The sequence below is a fragment of the Phenylobacterium sp. genome, assembly GCF_046290725.1.
Taxonomy (GTDB): domain Bacteria; phylum Pseudomonadota; class Alphaproteobacteria; order Caulobacterales; family Caulobacteraceae; genus Phenylobacterium.
Genome location: NZ_JBKBUH010000001.1, coordinates 477,526 through 497,989 on the forward strand (window position 1 = coordinate 477,526; position 20,464 = coordinate 497,989).

Consider the following 20,464-nt stretch of genomic DNA (forward strand, 5'->3'; position numbering starts at 1 on the left):
CGGGCGCCATGAACGCGCTCGCCGGCGGCGGCTCGTTCGTGTCCATGCCGGCGCTGATCGCAGCCGGGCTGCCGTCGGTCGCCGCGAACGCCACGAGCACGGCAGCCCTGTTTCCCGGCGGGCTCGCCAGCGCCTGGGTCTACCGCGGCGGCGCGCGGCCGCTGCCGCTGCCGGGGGCGAGCTTTCCCGTGCTCGTCGCCGCAACGGTTGTGGGTGGCCTCGTCGGCGGGCTGCTGCTGCTCTGGACGCCGAGCTCCACCTTCGACCAGGTCCTGCCGTGGCTGTTGCTCGCGGCGACGGCGATGCTGGCGGCGGGACCGCGGATCGCGCCGCGGCTCGCCGGCCTCGCGGGGCGGCCGGCGGTGCTGGTCGTCCTGCAGTTCGGACTCGGGGTCTATGGCGGCTACTTCGGCGGCGCCGTGGGCATCATGATGATGGCGGCCTGGCGCATGCTGACCGGCGCCGAGGTGCAGGCGCTGCAGGGCGCCCGCACGCTCATGGTCACGGCGGCGAACGCCGTCGCGGTGGCGACCTTCATCGTCGCCGGGGCCGTGGCCTGGCCCTTCGCCCTGGCGCTCGGCGCGGGCGCGCTGGCGGGAGGCTACGCCGGCGCCCACGTCGGACGGCGCCTGTCGGCGCCCGTGATCAAGTGGGCCACCGTGGCGCTCTGCGCCGGCGTGACGGTCCTGTTCTTCCTGCGCAGGGTCTGCTCCCGCTCCCGGCGCGGTCCCCGCGCCGGACAGCGCGCCCGCCTCGTCGGCGGGCGCAGACACCCCCACACAACGCCCTCCGATCCTGTCACGTCACCCCGGCCGTCAACGGCCTGGCGGCCGTTCCCCTGCGCTCCGCCTGAGGCTCCGCTCCGGTGACCGCCGGGGGCCCGACGTGGGCGGGGAGAGGGTCGTTGCGCATCGGGCGCAGTCGACGTGCTTCAGACCGATGGAGTCATCGTCATGACCTTCTCCCTTCACGCCTTCTCGTCTTCGGACACCGCTTTCGACGTCCAGGCCGCGGCGCTGGAAGACCCGCGGCCGCATCCGACGGAAGCGGCCCTCGTGCAGCTCGGCCACGCCCTGATGACCGAGCTGCTCGACGTCCTCGGCGACACAGCGCTCGAGGACGTCCAGACCATCCTCTGCGAAAGCCTGATCGGCGCCTTCCATTCGGCGGCGGGCCGCATCGAGCGCGACGCCGACCGGGCCCGTGACCGGATGCGCGTCCTGGAGCGCGACTTCGACGGATCGGAGATGGCCGACACCGAACTGCAGGACGCCACGCGCGCGACCCGTGCGGCCGACGTCAGCCAGACGGCGGCCGAGCTCGTCCGCGACGCCGCGGCCGAGGTCTACACGGTGCAGACCGGCCAGGTCTGGACGGCTTGGCGCGGCAGCCGGCGGGGCACGCGGCTTACGGCGGCGGAACTGGACGCCAAGCAGGTGGCCCGGGCGGCGGAACGCCGGAAGGCCGGCGAAGCCGAGGTGACCGGCCCGGTCGTGGCCTTCCGCGCCGCGCCGTTCGCCGACGGCGCCGAGGACGCGCGGCGGATCTTCGACGCGCTGAACTGGGCGAAGACGCAGTGGCCCGACATGGCGCTGGCGACCACCGGCGCCCGCGGGGCGGAGCGGCTGGCGATTCGTTGGGCCCAGCAGAAGCACGTGACCCTGGTGCTCGCCCGCGCCGACTTCGACCGCCACGGCAAGGCCGCGCCGTTCCGGGCCAACGATGACCTGCTGGCGCTGGAGCCGACCTGCTGCCTGACGCTGGCGCAGTCGCTGGACGGCGAACGCCGCGGACGGTCGCAGCCGTTCGGACCGGCGCTGAACCTGGCGCAGCTCGCCCAGGCCCGTGGCGGCCGGCACCTGGCCATTCAGGCCAGAGCGGCCTAGGCTTCCGCTTCTCTCTGTCTGTGCGACCCGCTCGGCTCCGGCCGGGCGGGTTTCTTCGTTTGGCCGATCCGAGTGCTCGAGACTCGGCTTAGCTTAGGCCGAAAATGCGACTTGCTCGGGCATGATGAATGTTGATTTCGATTGCGCCGATTTGTCGTCACACGGATTTCGGGGCTCAGGGCAAGATAAAAGAGATGAGTTTGCTTCCGTTTTGCTTTAGGCTTTCAGCGGTTTAGGGCGGCCACGGCTGCATTGTGCGACGTGCGGTGACGTGCGGCCTTCCGAACGGCAGGAGAGCGTTCGATGCTCGTGCGCGAAGCCATCCACGTCCGACTGGCGGAGCCGCAGATCCGCGGCGAGCGGCCCCTTTACGTGCGGCTTCCCACATCCCTGAAATCCGACCGGGCGGGGGTGCGGACCGTCATGCTTCAGCGGCTGGCGGCGTCGCGGCTGTTCGCGATCGGCGGCCGGGCCGGCGTGCTCAGGTCGGCGCAGCGGCGTTCAGGGCGATCCTTCAAGCTGGACGTCCGGCAGCGGGTGATCGTCAAGGCGCTGGTCTCGAGGCACGCCGGGCGTGGCGCCGGGCGGGGTGTCGCCCTGGCCAAGCACCTGGCCTATCTGGGGCGGTCCGGCGCCGGGGCGGAGGGCGCCCGACCCGAGTTCTTCGACCGAGCGACGGACGAGCTGGAGCCCTCGGCGGCCACGGCGAGGTGGGCGCCCGATCGGCACCACTTCCGCCTCATCGTCTCGCCGGAGCACGGCGACCGGATCGCCGACCTGAAGGCGTACGCCCGGGAGGTGATGCGACGCGTGGCGGACGACCTCGGCCAGCCGGAGCTGGAGTGGGTCGGGACCTGCCATTTCGACACGGACCAGCCGCATGCCCACCTGCTGATCCGCGGCCGCAAGGCGAACGGCAAGGACCTGGTGATCCCGCGCGATTATATCGCCTACGGCTTCCGGGCGCGAGCCCAGGAGGTGGCGCACGAGCTGCTGGGCGATCTGTCCCGCGCGGACGCCGAGCGGCGGGTGTGGCGGGAGACCCGGTCCGGTCGGTTCACCGGCTTCGACCGCCGCCTGCTGGCCGCCGCCGACGCGGACCGGCTCGTGGACGATGGCGTCGGCGTGAACGACGCCTGGGCCGCGCTGACCCGGGGCCGGTTGCGGCACCTCGAGGCGCTCGGGCTCGCGACCCGCCAAGGACGCCGCTACCGGCTCGATGCGGACCTGGAAGCGCGGCTGCGCAGCCTGCAGCTGCGGCGGGACATCATCCGGACCCTGCATCGGCGGCGGCTTGAAACCGGGCGAGCGGTGGGCGAGCTCGGCGACGAGCGGGTCCGCGGGAAGGTGGTCCAAAGCGGCTCGCATGACGAGCTCGGAGGGATCCCCTGGGTGATCGTCCGCAGCCGTGACGGCGAGGAGGTTTACGCCAGGCTGGGCTTCGGCCAGTCGCCTCCGCGAACCGGCAAGAGCCTCGACCTCCTGCCTGGGCCGCGCGGCGCCCTGATCCTGGATGCGGGACGTGGCGGAGAGCGAGGTCGGTAAGTTCGTGGAGGCGTCGACACTGGGTTGCGCGGCGGACACGAGCTCGAGGGAGAGAGGCAGGAGCGGAGCGTCGCCGTTCGGCGTTCGGCTTGAGGGCGCCGCCCTAGGACGCCTCAGCCAACGACGCCGTGATCCGGCAGCGCACGCCCCTCAGCCGGGAAGGTCATCTCGACCTCCCCGTTGAGCTCGCCGGCAAGCCCGCGCTCCAGCAGCCTGGAGCCAAATCCACGCCGGGCCGGAGCATGCACGGGGGGACCGCCGCGTTCGCGCCATTCGAGGCGCAGCTGATCTCCGCCGGCCACCTGCCACGTCAGCTCGACCGATCCGCTTCCCGTGCTCAACGCCCCGTATTTCACCGCATTGGTGCCCAGCTCGTGGAAGGCCATCGACAGCGCGAGACTGACTTTGCTGGACAGACGGACCTCGGAGCCGGAAAGCCGGATGCGATCGCCCACGGCAAGCGGTTCCAGCACGCCCAGGGCGATATTCGAGAGGGTCGCGCCTTCCCACTGCTCCCGCGTGAGGATGTCATGCGCGGCGGCCAGGGCGGAGATCCGCTGGACAAGCGCCTCGCGCATCCGCTCAGGCGGGTCGGAACCCCGAAGCGTCTGGACCGCGATGGACTGGACGGTGGCGAGGTTGTTCTTCACCCGATGATTGAGTTCGAGGACCATGAGCTTCAGCTGCTCCTGGCTCGACCGCACCGCCAGTTCCGACAAGGTGCGGTCCGTAACGTCAGCCCCGAGCACGAAGACCCCTGTGACCTTGCCCTCGCCATCCTTCAGGGGCTGGTAGACGAAGTCGACATAGCGCTCGTCGACGGGCCCCTGGGGCTCGGCCTGGACCGCATACTTGGCGCCGTTGGCGGCATAGGCGACGCCGCTCGAGTAGACGCCGTCGAGCAGGGTGAGGTAGCCCTGAGCCACGGCGTCCGGCAGGGCGTCCGCCACCGTCCGGCCCACCACGGGCCGATGGCCCACCAGGGCCATGTAGCCGGGATTGGCCATCTCGATCCGATGCTCGGGACCGGACAGCATCGCCATGAAGGTCGGCGCCTGTTCGAACATGTCGACCAGCCGCTGGCGCTCACCGCTCAACCTGCGCTCCGCCAGCACCAGCTCGGTGGTCTCGTGCACCGCGCAGAACATGCCGGCGACGATCCCGTCCTCCGCGCGAACCGGCGAGTACGAGAAGGTGAACCAGGCCTCTTCGTCGTATCCTTTGCGGCTGACGGTGAGCCGAAGGTTCTCGTGGTAGGACGCCTCGCCCCTCATAGCGGTGCTGACCAACGGCGAGATCTCCTCCCAGATTTCGGCCCACACCTGTCGGAACCGACCGCCCAGCGCGGCTGGATGCTTGGCGCCGAGGATCTCGGCGTACGCGTCGTTGTAGAGGAAGCCAAGATCCTCGCCCCAAGCCACGAACATCGGGAACTTCGAATTCAGCAGAAGCCCGACGACAGAGCGCAGCGACTGCGGCCAGGAGGCGGGCTGTCCAAGCGGCGAGCCCTTCCATTCATGGCCGCGCATCATCTCGCCGACCCGGCCGCCGCCGCTGAGGAAGGAAAGGTCCAGCCGCCCGGCGGACAGGATTTCAGTCATTCAGCTCACCTTGGACCATCGGCCGGCGTGTTAGCCCCTCTCAACCGGCGGGTCATCCGCTGTTGGCGGGCGGGTTGGCAACAACGCCGACAGGGGATATTCGCGAAATTTGTTAGGCTCGGCGAGGGGCGCCCGCTGCCCCGAAACACGGCATAGGCCGACGCTTGTGGCGCCGGGCCCTACACCAAGCCTTCCTTTGGGGCGCGGACTTGCCGGCGGCCAAGCGTACGCCGCCCCTGGTTGAGACGCTCCCCGTCCAAGATCGACGGGCGGGTGGGGCCGGATGCGCGGCGGCCTGGCGCTAGCGATAGGCTCAGCGAGTGAAGCGCATACGTCGTCGGCGGCGCGGCCTGCGGCCGGTCGGGGAGGCTCAGCCTCCAGCCCAGCCCAATGACGCTGTTCCGGGCGCCAGAGCTGTAGGTGAGCGGCGGCTTGAGCAGATGCATGCCCGCGAGGCCTGTGTTTGGAGAGCCAATTAGTTTGCCAAATGGATAACTATCGCTTATGGTTGTCCAGATGGAGAACTCTCGCGCATCTCTCAACGGGGTGTTCCACGCCCTTGCCGACCCCACCCGACGAGCGGTCCTCGCTCGGCTTGCGCGTGGCCCAGCCTCGGTCAAGGAGCTCGCAGCCCCCTTTGACATGGGGCTCCCCTCGTTTCTGAAGCACCTTCGGGTTCTCGAGGAGGATGGCCTGGTTCGGTCCCAGAAGGTTGGGCGGGTGCGCACCTGCCGGGTGAACGCCCCGCGCCTGGCGCTCGCGGAGGCCTGGCTCTCCGAACAACGGGCCATCTGGGAGGCGCAGGCCGATCGCCTCGCCGACTACGTCGAAACTCACCTTATGAAGGGCGGAGACCATGAAGGTTGAAACGTCGGAACTGACGATCGACCGCTTCATCAAGGCGCCCCCGTCGGTGATCTGGAAGGCCTGGAGCATGCCCGAGCATCTGGCCAGGTGGTGGATCCCGGCCCCCATGGAATGCAAGGTCGTCAAGCTCGACCTGCGGCCGGGGGGTGGCTTCGAGACTCTGATGCGCGAGGGTGACGGCGACTTCCAGCCGCACGTCGAAGGCTGTTTCGTCGAAGTGGTTCCGGAGACCCGCCTGGCGTTTACGACCGTGCTCAAGGAAGGTTGGCAGCCGACGGAGCCCTGGCTTGCCCTCACCGCCATCATGACCTTCGAGGCGGAGGGCGCCGGGACACGATACTCGGCCCGGGCTCTGCACAGGACCCCGGAAGACTCTCGCAAGCACGAGGAGATGGGCTTCCAGGAAGGCTGGGGCGCCACGCTGGATCAATTGGCCGCCTTGGTGGAACGGCTCACCTAAAAGACTTCAAGGACGGTCGCGGAGAGAGCGTGTGACCCGCAGACTTGGCATGGGCCGTGCTTACGGCCGTCCTCCGTTCGCCGAAACCGTCCCGGAGGATCAGTGTCCCTGCTCGGCGTGGGCTTGGCGACGCATCACGACCTAAGAATCCTAGCTGACGCCGATGTCACGGCGCCAGTCCGTCAGCACCGTGCGCACCGTGTCCTGAAGATCTCCGACCCGCCGGAAGGCCCACCACAGATGATCTCCATGCGGCGCAGCTAGCCGGCCGTGCGTCCGCTGGTCAGCCCTCGCGCATGCTCGCCGGCGCCGGTCGGCGAGCGGCCTTGATCGCGCCGGGCTTTGCCCCGCGAAGTCGCGTGAACTCTGCGCTGCCCGTCACGTGGCCGGAGGGCGGGTCAGGCGTTCATCAGGCCGCAGCTCGCGCGCCGTGTCATCCCCAGCACGATCGAAGCGGGAGGGCAGATCCACGGAAGCGCTCGGTTGAACCTCCAGCGCGAAGTCGCCGATCAGCTGATTGTAGAGGTCGGCGCGCTCCATCGGGCCCATGTGGTTGACGCCCTCCACGACGTGCAGGCGGGCCATGTCGCTCTCGCCGGCGATCGTGCGGTTCGCCTCAAGCTTGGTGACGATGTCCTTGTCTCCCCCGATGACCAGCAGCGGGATGCGGAGCCTGGCGAGCGCTTCGCTTGCGTCCCAGTGGAACATGGCCAGATCGCCGCGCGCCAGCACGCCGGGCGGGTTGCGGGTCGAAAGCAGGGTCGCGTGCTCGAGCTGGCTGCGGGTGACGAACTTGCCGAAGCCCAGGCGATGGGCCAGGTGCGCGGAGCCGCTGAGATAGCTCTGCCACTTGGAGAGCCAGACGAGCGGTTGCAGGGCGATGATCAGCTTCATGACCGGCTCGAGGACCGGCCGCTGCAAGGCGCGGGCAAGGCCGCTCAGGACCATCGTCTTCAGCGGGTTCGTGTGGGTGGTGTTCAGCAGCACAAGCCCGGCGAGCCGCGCCTGAAGCTGCGGGTTGTCGCGGATCAGCGTCTGGATAGTCATGCCGCCGATGCTGTGGCCGACAAGCACGGCCGGCTGCCGCCCTGTCACTTCAACCAGGGTCGCCAGGTCGGCGGCGAACGCCTCCAGCCGTACGGCGTCCTTGCCGGCCTTCGACTTGCCAAGTCCAGGAAGGTCCCAGAGCACCAGGCGGAAGCGATCGCCGAGATCCTGCTTGGCGTAGTTCCAGAAGGTGCTGTCCATGCCCCAGCCGTGGGTGAAGATGATCGGCGGCGCACCGACAGGTCCATGCTGTTCGACATAGAGGGTAGAGCCGGTGGAGCTGGCGATCATCTGGCCTTCGGCCCTCTCGGCCCGGGTCCGCCGGATGTCGGCCTTCGCCAGCAACAGGGGAACCACGCTGCGGCCTAGGAAGGACCAAGCGAGGAGGGCTCCGCCGGTCCAGAGCCGCCAGTCTTCCCGCACCCGCTGCAGGTCGCCAGCGGCGTCGCGCACGAGATCGCCTTGATACCAGCTCCAGAGCAGGTAGCCCGCCGCGCCGAGGAGGACCAGCGAGAGCACGATCGTGAAGAATCGGATGATCGACAGCAGGGGCATTTCGACACCGAGGGTAAGAGACGGGCGAACAACTCCACCGCTGCGCGCCTGTTCCGCCGACGGCCCAAGAGTTGCGGACGTCAGAACGGATTCCGGCGCGGAGAGGCTGGATGTGCGGTTCCATCCAGCGCACGGGCGGCGGCGACGCTGGCCTTCAAAGAGGATCGGCCCGAAGTCCTGCGCGGCCTGATGGCCTGGCGCGCGCTTCCTTGCTCCACTGTTCGCCAAGCCGATGGCGTGGCGCGTCTTCGACGGCGCCACTGGCGTCATGACGCTCCTGATCGCCATCGTCCTGCTCCGCAGCGCATTCCTTCCGTAGGTTTCCACGACATGATCCAGCCTCAGATCTCGCCCCCATCTACCGCCTGCGCCGCGACTTCACCGCCCTCAGCATCACTGTGACTGGCGGGCTGAATGCACGAAGCGGCGGAGACGGCGCCGCCCTGCTGAAGGAGGCTTGCGAGACCCCGTATCAGGCCGTTGAAGATCCGGCATAGGCGCGTCGCGCCACTATTCTTCGCGTTGCTGCCAAGAACATCTACAACTCCGCAAGTTGCACGCGCCGGTGAGGAGCGACCTGGAGGTGAAAGTTCAGCGTCGATGATTGTCGCCCCTGGACTGACGGAAGACCAAGCAGGAAAGTGTCGGCTAGTGGACTCGGCAAGCAACCCCTTCGCGAGCCCCCGCTTGGAGTATGTGATGAGTTGCGTGCTGGTGGTGGACGATGACCCGCTCGTCGGCGAGGTGATCGCCGAGGCCGTCAGCGAAGGCGGGATGACCGTCGAGACCGCCGACAGCGACCGCGCCGCCTACCCATGGATCACCGCGTTGCCGACGATCGGCACGCTCATCATCGACATTCACCTGGGCGTGGCGACCACGGGTTTCGAGGTGGCCCGCTTCGCGCGGCAGGTGATCCCCGATCTCGGGGTTCTGTATGTCAGCGGACAGGTCCCGCCCGAATCGTTCCGGTCCTTCGGCGTGCCGGACAGGGCATTTCTGATGAAGCCTCTCGCGCCTGCCGAACTTGCGACCCAACTGGCCAAGCGGGTCGTCCCTTGAAGGCTGGCGGAGACCAGTCGGGGGCGCCCGCGGGGCGCTGGCGTGAACACTCCCTGCGCATGGCGGCCGCGACGCACGAGCTCGCCGAGACGTGCGACGACCTCGCGATGATGGGCGACTACATGGATCTCGCCGGCCGCTGGCTGGGAAAGGCCGAAGCCCCGCCGCCAGCGGAATTCGAGCGGCATGAGCCTCAGCGCTGAGTCCACCCGCCGTCGGCCGGCATGCGAATCCGGGCGCGGCTGAATAACGTCACGGCGGACGAGGCAGTGTTCGTTAAGGACGCCGCTTAGCCGTTTGTTCGCCCCGTCGCGCTAAAGCGGTGGCTCAGTAGAGACGTGCGCTATGGCCCTGTGGCAGCTATTCCACCTCGACGAGCATTTCGACGCAACCGCCGCCAGCACACGGCGCACGGCGCCGCAGCGCATCGCCCTTTCCATCGCCGCCGTTTTGGTCTGCGTTCTTCCGGCTGGCGCGCACGAGGCTGTCATCTGGTGGACGCTGACCCTTCCCGCGGAGCTGATGCTGTGGTGGGCGACGTCACCGGCGCTTCTGGCGAAGGCCCCGGGGCCCTCGCGGGTCGTCCGCCTGCTCGCCTCGTTCATCGCTAGCGCCGCCTGGTCATTGATCGCTGTGGCGACGTGGGACAAGGGCACGGAGCCGGCCCGCATGGTGGCGCTCGCCCTCGCCGCCGGGGTGCTTCTCTACGTCGTTCGCACCTCGCACCGCAATTTGCCCCACCTCATCGCCGCTTCCTTCCCCCCGGTGCTCTGCCTGGCGATCCTGCCTGTGCGCGACGGCCCGCCCGGCCCTGGTCTGCTTGGCGTGGAGGCCGCCTTCCTGCTGCTGGCAGGCTTCGCCCTGAGCTCCGCCCTCTCCTCCTGGCGAGAGCACGTTCAGCTGATCCGCGCAAAGCGTGAGCTGGAGGAGAAGACCGGGCTCGCCGAGGCGGCGAACGCCGCCAAGAGCGAGTTTCTGGCCAACATCAGCCACGAGATCCGGACACCCCTGAACGGTGTGCTTGGCATGGCCCAGGCGATGGGTCATGAGGCGCTTTCTCCGACCCAACGCGAACGCTTGGCCGTCATCAACACCTCCGGCCGGGCGCTGCTCGATCTTCTCAACGATCTGCTCGACCTCGCCAAGATCGAAGCTGGGCGGATCGAGCTGGAAGACGGGGTCCTGGATGTCGGCGCCCTGGCGGCCGAGGCGCAGGCCAACTTCACCGCGCTCTCTGCCGCGAAGGATATCTACCTGGTCCTCAACGTCTCGGAGGCGGCCAAGGGGTACTGGCGGGGCGATCCCATTCGTGTTCGTCAGATCCTCTACAACCTGGTGACCAACGCCGTGAAATTCACCGACGCGGGGTCGGTCCAAATCTCCATCGACCGGGCTGGCGGCGAGCTGGTGATCCAGGTTGCGGATACAGGCGTCGGCATCGCCCAGGAGAGTCTTGCCAAGCTCTTCCACAAGTTTGCGCAAGCCGACTCGTCGACCACCCGTCGATTCGGCGGCACCGGGCTTGGCCTGGCGATTTGTCGCGAGCTCGCGGAGCTGATGGGCGGCTCGATCCGGGTCGAGAGCGTGCTTGGCCAGGGGTCACGCTTCACTGTCAGGCTGCCTCTGGCCCGGGCGGATGCGCCCGCCGATGATGCGGCCGAACTGGTCGGCGCGGCAGAGCTCCACGAGCGTGAGGAAGGGATTCGCATCCTGGCCGCGGAAGACAACCCGACCAATCAACTCGTCCTACGCGCCCTGCTGGAACCACTTGGGATCGAGATCCAGGTGGTCGGAAACGGGGCGGACGCGGTGGCGGCCTGGCGTAGCGGCGCGTGGAGCGTCGTCCTCATGGACGTGCAGATGCCGGTGCTCGACGGCGTCGCCGCCGCTCGCGAAATCCGGGAACAGGAAGCGCGCCTCGCCCTCCCGCGCACACCGATCCTGGCGCTGAGCGCCAATGTCATGGCCCATCACCTCGCCGAGTACGCCGAGGCCGGTATGGATGGTTGGGTCGCCAAGCCCATCGAGCTCACTCGCCTGATGGAGGCGCTGGAGGAGGCGCTGACGACAGGCTCAGATCCGGTCGACAGAGGGGCTCCGGCTGGCCATGTCCCGGAGCGCCTGCAGGCCTGAACTCGTCGCCGGCGGCGTCCGCGGCGCAGCGAACATGCCAGTTTGGTCTTGAAGCCTGCGGGAGGGTTCATGGACTTGACGGAGGAGGTTGAACGCCTCGTGAGCGACTATCCACGCACAGGCCCCCCCATCGTGGCGGAGGTGCTCGCCGTGCTTCTCAAGGCTCGGGAGCACTTTTGCGACCTAGAGGACTGGACCGTGTTCCTGGCGGTATTGACCCGCGCCCAGTCCGCAGGGGCGTTCGGGGCGGTCTCCCGCGGCGATCTACTCGCCGGCAAGATTGCGGAGCTGCCCGGAGGCGGCACCAATGTCCGGTCGATCTCAGAGTCCTGCCGCATCCCCAGGGAGACCGTCCGCCGCAAGGTCGCCGCGATGGTTGCGCGTGGCTTTCTGGAACGACGCGGAGGGCGCCTCTATCCGACCGTAGGCGCCATGCAGGCCCTCGATCCACTGCGGATGCAGATTTACGCCAGCGCCGCGCGCGTCTGGCAGGTGGTCGACCGCACCCGGCGCCAATCCTGACGCCTCCGGATTGGGCTCTGCGCCTCGCCGCATGGGCCGACGAGGCGCAGAGCTTCGGCTGGCCATACTGAAAGCGGCGCGCCGCGGGCCCACAGGTACGCGGCCCCGGCCGCGAGACGCGCCTTCTGCCCCCGCTCGCCTGAGCGCAGTCTAGGCCGGCGAACAACCCCACGGCGCGCGACGATGGGGGCGCGGGGCAGCGGTCCCTTCGCGCGATTTCACAAGGCCGAGCGCCTCGTCCGGGCTGGGACCCGATAACAAGGCCGAAGATGGCGCCCGGATCACCGTGACGATGCGCGGTCATCCGTGATGGCGATGGGTCGCGTGTGGTGGGCCCGATGGCGGCCGGCGTCGCTTCCACCGTCGGATGGCTCCTCTGTCGCGCAGCACGCCGGCGGCGCCGAGGGCGAGGTTGGGTCCTACGACAGAAGCCTTGGGAACTGCGACCGATCGCGCGGGGCGCTCCAGGTTGCAAGGCTGGGTTCACGGTTGAATGTGCCGACGGCGTCCCAAGTCTTAACGTGGGTAAGCGCCGCGCCATCCATCCCATGCTTTGGCTGACCGCGAGGATGGGAAAGCACCAAATGACGGTCACATCGCAAAACAGCGGCGGGGCGCGGCTGCTGGCGCCCAGATCCGAGCTTCTCGACCCTTCAGCCGCGTGGCTCGGAAGGGTACAGCCGGCGCATTCCGAGGAGTGGTACAGCACCGGCGCCACGATCGAGCACGTGGCCGAGGAGCAGCCTGTGCTGCGGATCGTGCAGAGCGGGTGGGCCGGTTGCTGTCGGTCCCTGCCCGACGGCCGCAGGCAGATCCTCCATCTCCTATTGCCTGGGGACATCTGCGGTCTGGCGAGCTTCAGCTCGCAGCCGAGCGGATGCTCGACGGTGGCGCTGAGCCGCGTCGGGACCGCGAACTTCGGCAGCATCGCCGCGGTGCTGCGCGCCGAGACCGTCGAGCACCGCGCCATGGCCGATCTGCTCCGAAGCCAGGCTGTACGGCAGCACCAGGCCCTCGTGGATCACCTGGTGCGCCTGGGCCGTCTATCGGCGCTCGAGCGGACCGCACTTGCTGCTCGACCTCCACGCCCGCCTCCGGGCGGTGGGCCTCGTCGAAGGGGAGACGGTGCCGTTCCCGCTCACCCAGGAAACATTGGCGGACACCCTCGGTCTCTCGATCGTCCACATGAACCGCACCCTGCAGCAGCTGCGGCGGGCCGGCTTGATCCGCTGCCGCGCGGGTCGTCTGGCGCTGGAGGACAGACGCGCACTCGAGCAGATCGCCGGCTTCGACGTCGGCTCGCACGCGGGCCGATCGAGCGCCGTGACGCCCCGCGCCGCCTCCGCGCCGGGCTGATCGAGAGACCCTCGGGCTATCGCGGTTCACCCGGACTGCAGTCCTTCCTGCGCGGGTCAAAATTGCTGGGTTCGGGAACATTTTGCCCGCGCCCGGACCCGCTGCACCTGATGCATCGCCTGTTTCGAGGGCGATGCCTGCTCCTCAACGAAGCGGACCCTACAAAGCCGCGGCGCTCCGTTGGCGTCGCGCGTCAATGCAGGGAAAGGGACTGGATCGCGTCCAGGATGTGACGCGGCTCCACCGGCTTCTGCAGGCAAGGGACGGCTGCGAGTTCCGGGGGGATCACGGCGGCGTCATAGCCCGTGACGAAGATGATCGAAATCCCGCGGGCGATCAGGGCCTTGGCCGGCGCGAAGTCCGGACCGTCGCCCAGGTTGATGTCGACGAGGGCGCAGCTCGGTTTCTCCCGCTCGGCGGCCGCGATCGCTTCGTCAGCGTCGGAAAATGGGCCGATGACCGTTGCGCCCGCCTCCTCCAGCGTCCGACGCGCGTCTTCCGCCAGGTAGAAGTCGTCCTCCAGGACCAGGACCCCGACGGCCTCGAGCGCCTGCGGCGAGCTCATGGGAGATCCTCCGCGTTGGGCGAGGTCTTGGGCAGGTCGGTCGCCAGGATGCTTTCGCCGGGGACGAGGGGGAACGAGATCTGGGCCTGTAGGCCGCCAGGCAGGAGCTGCATCGATCCCTCGCCCTTCAGCTCGTACGGGACGCGCCGCTCGACGAGCTCGCTGCCGAAGCCCCTCCGCCGAGGCGCGTTTGCGACGACCAGCACGCCGCTCTCCCTCCATGTCAGCCGGAGCGTGCGTGCGGCGCCGGCCGGCTCGACGCGCCACCGGACGACGAGGGACCCGTTGGGCTGGGCGAAGGCGCCGTACTTGGTGGCGTTGGTCGCAAGCTCGTGGACGGCCAGGGTGAGCACCTCGGCGGCCTTGGGGGCGAGCTCGACCGCTGGTCCCTCCACCAGCACCTTCGTGTCGTCGGCGCGCTGGGCCAGCAGCTCCTCGCGGACCAGCATCTCCAGGTCCACGCCTGCTCCGGCCGCGCGGGTCAGAAGGCCTTGTGTCCGGGCCAGCGAACTCAGCCGGCCATCCAGGTGGTTGGCGACCTCTTCGACGGTCTCGGCGTTTCCCACGGTCCGCCGAACGACGGACCGGATCATCGCCAGGATGTTCCGTACGCGATGCTGCAGTTCCGCCAGCAGAAGCTGCTGGCGCGCGGCGGCCCGCTTCGCCGCGGTCACGTCGCGGGCGATGCCCCCGATCCGCTGAAGCCGCCCTCGGGCGTCGTAGAGGGGGAAGTCGGTGTTCTCGATCCAGCGCAAGGCGCCGTCCGGCCGGACGATCCGGAACTCGTGCGTGACCCGGGCGCCGGCGCGTACGCGCTCAAGGGCCGCCACGGCGCCGGCCCGGTCGTCGGGATGGATCAGGTGGGTCCACTCGCCGAGGCCGGCCCCCAGCACCGCCGCCCGGTCCTCCCCGTAGATGCGCTCGAACGCCGGGCTCAGGTACTCCATAAGGAGGCTGTCGGCGTTCCGCACCCAGAAGGCGTCCGTGGTCGCGTCGGCGAACTGTCGGAACCGCTCTTCGCTCTCGCGCAGCCGGGCCTCCATCTTCCGGCGCGCGGCGAGCTCGTCTTCCGCTTCGACCCGGCGGGTGATGTCGAAGTAGGAGAGGAACTGATGCAGGGTGCGGCCATCGCCGTCCTTGAAGGCGCTCAGGAAGACGGAGGCGACGAAGCGGGAGCCGTCCTTGCGATACTGGACGGCCTCTAGGATCTCGTCGCGGTCCTGCGACAGGGCCTCCTGGAACCTGTCCGCGTCGGTCGGGTCCGTCTCGTCGCCGTTCATGAAGTAGGGCTGCTGCCCGAGCACCTCGGCCATGCTGTAGCCCGACAGCTCGAGGAACGCGCCGTTGGCGAAGACGATCGGGTTGCCCGGAAGCGCCGGATCGGTCACCACCATGGGCATGCGGGTGGCGCGCACCGCCTCGACGAAGACGCCGCCAGCCGCCCTGAGCTGCTCGATGCCCGACTGCGCGAGCGTACGCGCCGCCGTGCCGGGCTTGGCCGGCTCGAAGTCGTTGGGAGAGACGTCCGAGCTGTTCTCGTCCATGACCTGCGTCGTTCCCCGCCGCCGCGGGGCCTCCCGGGCGACGATCACATCAATCCTGTGGACAATGCGCTTGCGGCGGGCGCGTTGCGAGCCCGCCAGGCCGGGTCTGCGCATGTCGTGCGCCGACGAACTCCGGAAGCAAATGGCGGAGGTAGGCCTACGACTTCAACCGCCCGATCGCACGCCCTTCTTCGACAGCAGGGCGCGCCAGTCCCGGGCCATCTTCAGCCAGGGAGCCCTCTGGGCGGGATCCTTCAAGTGCGAGGCCTGCGTCTCGCACTCCTGCGCCTTGCCCCGGTAGAAGTCGTCCGATCGTCCCATCATCTCAAAACTAACATAGGCTAAATTTGGTTCAACGACGCCGCTCTGAAACGGCCTCGTTCCCGAGCGCCACCGCGCCTGTCGGCGGCCGCCTGAAGCAGCAAAAAGCCCCCGGCCTTCCGGCCGGGGGCGATGGCAGCGGTGGCCGGACCCGAGATGCAGGCCGGCGGTGGGGGGGCGTGTGTGTCGCTGCGGAGGGAAAACGCGCCCAGGCCAAGCTTGTTCCACCGTGGCGGCGCTTCGCGGCGCCCGGATCGGTTAAGCCGCCGACGCAACTTCGTGGGAAAGCTTTGGCGAACGCAGAGCGCCAGTTGCGGCCGTCGAGGCGGCAGCGCCGCGCAGGGGGCGTGGGGGCCGCCTACGCGGCCTCGCCGCCTTCGCATGGGAGGACCGCCACGCGCATCGCGCCGCGCCAAAGCTCGACCTTCGGCGTCGCCGGATCGCACATCGCGTGCGCCGCGGCTCGGGCGTCGTCCTCGTTCGCGGCCTCGATCCATTCGCCGCTGGTGATCTTCCCCGCCGGGTTCAACCGGTAGACGCGGTAGGCCTGCATGTCTCCACACCTTTGACTGGGGCGTTCAGGTAGTAAGGGGCGCGGGGCGCGGCCATGCGACGGAAGGAAGCTCGACTTCGCCACGGCGGCTCGGGACGCCGCGCGCCAGACGACGCGGGGACGTGCGCAGGCGGCCTGCGCCTTTCGGCGGTGCGTCCACCTATGTGAGGGGACAGCCCGCCACTCTTCGCCTATGATGGCCTCATCGCTGGCCCTTTGTGGAGGCTGCCGGCGGCCGAGAGACAACCTGTGCTCCCAGCCTCGCAGCCCTGGAGCACCCATGCACGATCCCCTGCGTTCCCAGCCGAATTACGACCGCCTGCTCGACAAGCTTGAGAGCATGGGCCCGGTGACCCAGGAGCAGCGCGCCGCGATCCGCGACCTGCCGATCCGGGTGAGCGAGCCCAAGGGTGACGAGGACCTGGTCCGGGAAGGAGACGCCCCGAAGGAGTGCTGCCTGGTGCTGGAAGGCTTCGCCTGCCGCTACAAGCTGCTCCCGGACGGACGTCGACAGATCCTGTCGTTCCACGTCCCGGGCGACATCCCCGACCTGCAAAGCCTCCACCTCAGGAAGATGGACCACAGCCTCGCGGCTCTGCTGCCAAGCCGGGTGGTCTACATTCCCCACGAGGCCATTCGCCGCCTGACCCATGCCCATCCCAGGCTGACCGACATGCTCTGGCGGGACACGCTCGTCGATGCGGCGGTGTTCCGGGAGTGGATGGTGGGGCTGGGGCGGCGCTCGGCCTACGCGCGGATCGCCCACCTCTTCTGCGAGCTGGTGGTGAAGTTCAGGGCGGTCGGCCTCGCCAAGGACGACACGATCGAGCTTCGCCTGACGCAGGTGGAGCTGGCGGACGCGCTCGGACTGTCGAGCGTCCACGTCAATCGCGTGCTCCAGCAGCTCCGCGGCGAAGAGATCATCCAGATGCGCACCGGGCGCTTGCAGGTGCTGGAGTGGTCGCGGCTCACGGCCGCCGGCGAGTTCAACGAGGACTACCTGCACCTCGCCGCAGCCTAGCCGGCTGAGCGCCGGCTATCGCGCCCTGAGCCGACCCATGGAGACGCTCGCCGCCTCGGCGCCCGTCACGCTCAGGGTCCAGAGCGTCAAGTTGTCGGCGTTCGTGACCGTCACGACCAGGTCGGGCTTCGCCCAGAAGCTATCGCCCTGATCCCGGAGCATCTCGCCCAGCAACTGCACGGCGGCGGCCCGGGCCTCCTGCAGGCTCGGGAGCAAAAACCCCTCGTTATCCCGCGTGGTTTCGCCATAGGTGACGTGGAAGAAGTAGCGTTCCATCGGGGCTCGTTATGCAGCTTGTGGGTCTGGATCGTTCGCGGCCTGCAGGCGCGGCAGCACAAGCGCACGAGCGCGGGCCACCACCTGGCGACGCGCGATGACCATGCGCTGGTGATCGGCGGCCCGTTCTATGCGAAGGCCGATGATCCGTAGGTCTGTGATCTTGCTGGACATGCGCTCTCCCGTCACAGGCGGGAGCGCGGGGGTCTCTCAGCCACCGGCGCCTGTCGTCTTGGCCGGTGATGCCGGCAGTGTAAGCCTGTCCGGACGAAGAAGCCAGCCCGACGAAGGCCGTCGGCGTTCCGGCGGCACGGGGCCTCTGTCTCGCAGCCTTGACTGATATCTCCGCCCGACGCCCTGGCGCAGGCTCGCGGCTAAGCGGCGAGGCGGTCCTTCCGCATCCGCAACGTCACGACCAAGCCGCTGGGCTGCCAGTCGTACGACAGGCCGCCGTCGAAGTGCTGGGACATGCTGCGGGAGATCATCTTGCTGCCGAACCCCCGCATCTCGGGCGTTCCCTGGACCTTGGGCCCGCCGTCTTCCGCCCAGGTGAGCTGCAGGTGGGTGTCGTCGCACGACCCCGAAACGTCCAAGGTCCCTTCCTGGACGGACAGGGCGCCATGCTTGACCGAGTTGGTGGCCAGCTCGTGGATCACCATCGCGAGGGTCGTCGCGGTCCCTTCCCCTATGCCCATCCGGGGCACGGCCACCCGGATGCGCCCGGCGAACGCCCCCGGATCGTCATAGGGCGCGAGCAGGACCGACAGCAGGTCGCCCAGGAGGGCGGCCTTGCCCTGGCTGCCGGGAAGCGGACGAACGAGGTCGTGGGCGCGGCCGAGCGCGGTGAGGCGCTGGATCAGGTCCTCGGCCATCTCCTCGGCGCCTTTGCCGGACCGCCGGGAGATGTGCGTGAGACCGGTTGCGACCGCGAGCAGGTTCTTGACCCTGTGGCTCATCTCGCCGGCCAGCAGTTCGTGACCCTCCTCCGCCTGCTTGCGATTGGTCACGTCCAGGAAGATGCCGAACATCACCCCCTCGACGATGCCCGCATCCGCGCCCTGGCCGCGCGCCGAGATCCAGCGGACCTCGTCCCCCAGAATAATGCGGAAGTCGATCTCGTAGGCTCCGGCGACCGACCGCGTCCCCGTGAACGCGGCGCGGACCCGATCCCGGTCGGCGGGGTGGATGTGGGCCGAGAGCTCCTCGAACGTGACTTCGTCGGCCCACGGGAGTCCCCAGAGGCCGAAGGCGCGCTCGTCCATGGTGAAGCGGTCGGTGTTGACGTTCCAAGACCACAAAGCCACCTCGGCGGCGTCGATCGCCTGCTTGAGATGCTCGGGGAGCCAGACTTGTGAACCGGAGCCTTGCGCTGACAACGGGACGGTCTCCAGGCCGGACTGAGGATACGGACTTGGGCGGGCGCAGATCGACTAGGGCCGCTTCGTAGAACGCCGCCACCTCCACCTCAACCTTTGCAATGGAGGGAATGACGGGGACGGGTCCGTGCACCTGCCACAGTTGCGGAGCTTGCCGCGCGACCCGGCGCACGGGCGCTGGAGCTGGATCTTCGCAACGCGACGATTGCCGCCATGGGCCGCGACCCGACGTGTGTCGATCTCGACTGTCCGGGGGAGCGGTGAACAGCGGCCGTCGATCCGAGGCGCCGGCGCCCGGTCGCTCAGCTGTGCGCTTCCACCCTGCGGCAGGCCGCCCGGAACAGCTGCTGCCGTATGGGCTTCTCCACCACCGCCGGGGCCGCGAGTTCGGCGAGCATGCCGACATTGCCCGTGACGTAGACCACCGGAATGGGCCCTAGCAGCTCGGCGATAGCCTGCACCGCTTCGATGCCGGTGCCATGGGTTATACGCACGTCGGCGGTGATCAGGTCAGGGCGACGCCGGCGCGCTTCGGCCACGGCTTCAGACGGCGAGGCCGCGAAGGGACGCTTTCGTAGCCAAGGTCTCGGAGCTCGGCCTCGATCTCCAGGGCGATCAGCATCTCGTCCTCGATGATCAAGGCGTGCCGCCCGGACTCCGTGCTCATTGGGAAGGCGCCCGCCGGCGCCCGGCCTTGGCGGCCAACTCGCCGCCCGACCGGAACGCCGGCGCGACTATGGACATGGGCTTGTACTCGGACATGCGACCCCATGCCGCCGATATTGCACCGCTTACGCTAGTCGCAGCTGCGGACCGCGGGCAAGGTGGGTTCTGCATCGGCCCGCCGCGCCGGAGTCCGGTTGCTCGCGGCCCCCAGCTTACTGAGCTCGCCGCGGCTGCGGCGGGCCGCCGTCGTCAGCCGTCATCCGGCGCCCTGGCGGCGTCCGGGTCGCCGTCGAGCTTCCCCACCTCGGCTTCCACGGCCCGCATGTGGTGCATCGTAGCCTCGCCGATCAGGCGGCTGCGCTCCGCGAGGTTCTGCGTCTCGGCGGCCTTGCGCAGCAGTTCTTCCGCCCTTCGCTGATTGAAATCCCGATCCGTCATCGCGCGCTCTGTCGTCTCGTCGACCGAATGGTGCGCACAACCCGCCATATGAATTGATAGTTTCAGCGCTGCTGTTCCCGGGCGGTCTGCGGCAAGTCCGATCCTGAGATCGGTCGCATCGGCCGCATTCCGTTTATGTGATCACGTCGGTATCATCGCGGTGATGAACCACGACCACTACGTCGCACAGCTCAAGACGATGCGCCGCCAGGCGGAGGAGCTGCTCAAGCCTCTGGAGGCGGGCGCCTTGGCGAGTGGCGACGAGGCCGCGAACCTTGCGCGCATCATGTCCCTCAAAGCGCAGATTCGCGAGATGGACGCGATGATCGCATTCGAGGCGGGGCGCCGAGCCCAGGGGGCGTAGAGGCCGAGGGGCCTCACGCCGAGTCTGCGCTTGCCCAGACGGCGCCGTCGGGCGTGGTGTCGAAGGCCCAGCAACTGGAATGCACTTGCGCCGATGCTTCCGAAGTTCCGACGGCCGGCTGTTCCGTGGTCGTCGTCGTCGCCCGCAGTCCGACCGGCCGCCCCGCCACCGTGCATCGGGGTCGGGCATCCTTGGGCTTCTCGGTCCCAGGGCCCGCGGCGCGGCGGACCTGGCCGCGCCCGGCGCGCGCTCTACCGAAGGGGGCGTCCGGGCACGCGGCGAGAGGCTTCGGCGAGCGTGTGCAGC

Annotated in this window: 24 protein-coding genes and 1 pseudogene; 13 read left to right on the forward strand and 12 right to left on the reverse strand. The window is 68.9% G+C overall.

Annotated elements, in window-relative coordinates; translation table 11 throughout:
* Positions 1–8 precede the first annotated feature (8 nt).
* The 3 genes from ACK41C_RS02540 (at position 9) to ACK41C_RS02550 (ending at position 3,431) form a co-directional block, all read left to right on the forward strand.
* Positions 9–869: a sulfite exporter TauE/SafE family protein gene (locus ACK41C_RS02540; protein WP_409650109.1), complete on the forward strand. Its 861-nt coding sequence runs from the start codon at positions 9–11 to the stop codon at positions 867–869.
* Between the two features lie 84 nt (positions 870–953).
* Positions 954–1,886 carry a DUF2493 domain-containing protein gene (locus ACK41C_RS02545; protein ID WP_409650112.1) on the forward strand — a complete coding sequence of 311 codons (933 nt, stop codon included), beginning with the start codon at positions 954–956 and terminating at the stop codon, positions 1,884–1,886.
* Positions 1,887–2,189: 303 nt separating this feature from the next.
* Entirely contained in the window at positions 2,190–3,431 is a 1,242-nt protein-coding gene (locus tag ACK41C_RS02550) for a DUF3363 domain-containing protein (protein WP_409650115.1), read from the forward strand.
* A gap of 113 nt (positions 3,432–3,544) precedes the next feature.
* Here the strand turns inward: ACK41C_RS02550 and ACK41C_RS02555 are convergent, their stop codons facing one another.
* Positions 3,545–5,032: a sensor histidine kinase gene (locus ACK41C_RS02555; protein ID WP_409650118.1), complete on the reverse strand. Its 1,488-nt coding sequence runs from the start codon at positions 5,030–5,032 to the stop codon at positions 3,545–3,547.
* Between the two features lie 516 nt (positions 5,033–5,548).
* Between ACK41C_RS02555 and ACK41C_RS02560 the strand changes: the two genes are divergently transcribed.
* Both ACK41C_RS02560 and ACK41C_RS02565 read left to right on the forward strand, forming a co-directional pair.
* The gene (locus ACK41C_RS02560; RefSeq protein WP_409653880.1) at positions 5,549–5,899 is read left to right on the forward strand and encodes an ArsR/SmtB family transcription factor; all 351 of its coding nucleotides are present in this window, start codon (positions 5,549–5,551) and stop codon (positions 5,897–5,899) included.
* Positions 5,889–6,359: an SRPBCC family protein gene (locus ACK41C_RS02565; protein ID WP_409650120.1), complete on the forward strand. Its 471-nt coding sequence runs from the start codon at positions 5,889–5,891 to the stop codon at positions 6,357–6,359. The genes ACK41C_RS02560 and ACK41C_RS02565 overlap by 11 nt, the downstream gene beginning before the upstream one ends.
* A 378-nt stretch (positions 6,360–6,737) precedes the next feature.
* On the opposite strand, the gene ACK41C_RS02570 is transcribed toward ACK41C_RS02565, so the two are convergent.
* The gene (locus ACK41C_RS02570; RefSeq protein WP_409650123.1) at positions 6,738–8,288 is read right to left on the reverse strand and encodes an alpha/beta fold hydrolase; all 1,551 of its coding nucleotides are present in this window, start codon (positions 8,286–8,288) and stop codon (positions 6,738–6,740) included.
* A 372-nt stretch (positions 8,289–8,660) separates the two neighbouring features.
* On the opposite strand from ACK41C_RS02570, the gene ACK41C_RS02575 reads away from it, so the two are divergent.
* From ACK41C_RS02575 to ACK41C_RS02600, 6 genes and pseudogenes are all read left to right on the forward strand, one after another.
* Positions 8,661–9,023, forward strand: coding sequence for a response regulator (locus ACK41C_RS02575; RefSeq protein WP_409650126.1), 363 nt, complete (start codon positions 8,661–8,663; stop codon positions 9,021–9,023).
* A 59-nt stretch (positions 9,024–9,082) separates the two neighbouring features.
* Complete coding sequence (locus ACK41C_RS02580) at positions 9,083–9,226, forward strand: hypothetical protein (protein ID WP_409650128.1); 144 nt, start codon at positions 9,083–9,085, stop codon at positions 9,224–9,226.
* Positions 9,227–9,368: 142 nt separating this feature from the next.
* Positions 9,369–11,156, forward strand: coding sequence for an ATP-binding protein (locus ACK41C_RS02585; protein WP_409650130.1), 1,788 nt, complete (start codon positions 9,369–9,371; stop codon positions 11,154–11,156).
* Between the two features lie 69 nt (positions 11,157–11,225).
* Entirely contained in the window at positions 11,226–11,678 is a 453-nt protein-coding gene (locus ACK41C_RS02590; RefSeq protein WP_409650133.1) for a hypothetical protein, read from the forward strand.
* Between the two features lie 584 nt (positions 11,679–12,262).
* Positions 12,263–12,571 (forward strand): annotated as a pseudogene (locus ACK41C_RS02595) (cyclic nucleotide-binding domain-containing protein); the annotation flags it as partial.
* A gap of 175 nt (positions 12,572–12,746) precedes the next feature.
* On the forward strand, positions 12,747–13,034 hold the full coding sequence (locus ACK41C_RS02600; RefSeq protein ID WP_409650135.1) for a Crp/Fnr family transcriptional regulator: 288 nt from the start codon (positions 12,747–12,749) through the stop codon (positions 13,032–13,034).
* A gap of 193 nt (positions 13,035–13,227) precedes the next feature.
* On the opposite strand, the gene ACK41C_RS02605 is transcribed toward ACK41C_RS02600, so the two are convergent.
* The 4 genes from ACK41C_RS02605 to ACK41C_RS02620 all read right to left on the reverse strand — a co-directional run bounded on the left by ACK41C_RS02605 (position 13,228) and on the right by ACK41C_RS02620 (position 16,017).
* Complete coding sequence (locus ACK41C_RS02605; protein WP_409650138.1) at positions 13,228–13,599, reverse strand: response regulator; 372 nt, start codon at positions 13,597–13,599, stop codon at positions 13,228–13,230.
* Positions 13,596–15,257, reverse strand: coding sequence for a PAS domain S-box protein (locus ACK41C_RS02610; RefSeq protein WP_409650141.1), 1,662 nt, complete (start codon positions 15,255–15,257; stop codon positions 13,596–13,598). The genes ACK41C_RS02605 and ACK41C_RS02610 overlap by 4 nt, the downstream gene beginning before the upstream one ends.
* Positions 15,258–15,308: 51 nt before the next feature.
* Positions 15,309–15,464 carry a hypothetical protein gene (locus ACK41C_RS02615; RefSeq protein ID WP_409650143.1) on the reverse strand — a complete coding sequence of 52 codons (156 nt, stop codon included), beginning with the start codon at positions 15,462–15,464 and terminating at the stop codon, positions 15,309–15,311.
* A 358-nt stretch (positions 15,465–15,822) separates the two neighbouring features.
* A complete protein-coding gene (locus tag ACK41C_RS02620; protein WP_409650146.1) occupies positions 15,823–16,017 on the reverse strand; it encodes a hypothetical protein in 195 nt (64 codons plus the stop codon).
* Positions 16,018–16,297: 280 nt separating this feature from the next.
* Between ACK41C_RS02620 and ACK41C_RS02625 the strand changes: the two genes are divergently transcribed.
* Positions 16,298–17,038: a Crp/Fnr family transcriptional regulator gene (locus tag ACK41C_RS02625; protein WP_409650149.1), complete on the forward strand. Its 741-nt coding sequence runs from the start codon at positions 16,298–16,300 to the stop codon at positions 17,036–17,038.
* A 15-nt stretch (positions 17,039–17,053) separates the two neighbouring features.
* Here ACK41C_RS02625 and ACK41C_RS02630 read toward each other — a convergent pair whose 3' ends face one another.
* The 6 genes from ACK41C_RS02630 to ACK41C_RS02655 form a co-directional block, all read right to left on the reverse strand.
* A complete protein-coding gene (locus tag ACK41C_RS02630; protein WP_409650151.1) occupies positions 17,054–17,314 on the reverse strand; it encodes a DUF6894 family protein in 261 nt (86 codons plus the stop codon).
* A 9-nt stretch (positions 17,315–17,323) separates the two neighbouring features.
* Positions 17,324–17,488, reverse strand: a complete 165-nt coding sequence (locus tag ACK41C_RS02635; protein WP_409650153.1) for a hypothetical protein — start codon at positions 17,486–17,488, stop codon at positions 17,324–17,326.
* A gap of 200 nt (positions 17,489–17,688) precedes the next feature.
* Positions 17,689–18,690 carry a sensor histidine kinase gene (locus ACK41C_RS02640; protein WP_409650156.1) on the reverse strand — a complete coding sequence of 334 codons (1,002 nt, stop codon included), beginning with the start codon at positions 18,688–18,690 and terminating at the stop codon, positions 17,689–17,691.
* A gap of 302 nt (positions 18,691–18,992) precedes the next feature.
* On the reverse strand, positions 18,993–19,184 hold the full coding sequence (locus ACK41C_RS02645; RefSeq protein WP_409650158.1) for a hypothetical protein: 192 nt from the start codon (positions 19,182–19,184) through the stop codon (positions 18,993–18,995).
* Positions 19,185–19,195: 11 nt separating this feature from the next.
* Positions 19,196–19,357, reverse strand: coding sequence for a hypothetical protein (locus ACK41C_RS02650; protein WP_409650161.1), 162 nt, complete (start codon positions 19,355–19,357; stop codon positions 19,196–19,198).
* A gap of 248 nt (positions 19,358–19,605) precedes the next feature.
* The gene (locus ACK41C_RS02655; RefSeq protein WP_409650163.1) at positions 19,606–19,794 is read right to left on the reverse strand and encodes a hypothetical protein; all 189 of its coding nucleotides are present in this window, start codon (positions 19,792–19,794) and stop codon (positions 19,606–19,608) included.
* A gap of 163 nt (positions 19,795–19,957) precedes the next feature.
* Between ACK41C_RS02655 and ACK41C_RS02660 the strand changes: the two genes are divergently transcribed.
* The gene (locus ACK41C_RS02660; protein ID WP_409650166.1) at positions 19,958–20,158 is read left to right on the forward strand and encodes a hypothetical protein; all 201 of its coding nucleotides are present in this window, start codon (positions 19,958–19,960) and stop codon (positions 20,156–20,158) included.
* The last annotated feature ends 306 nt before the right edge of the window (positions 20,159–20,464 follow it).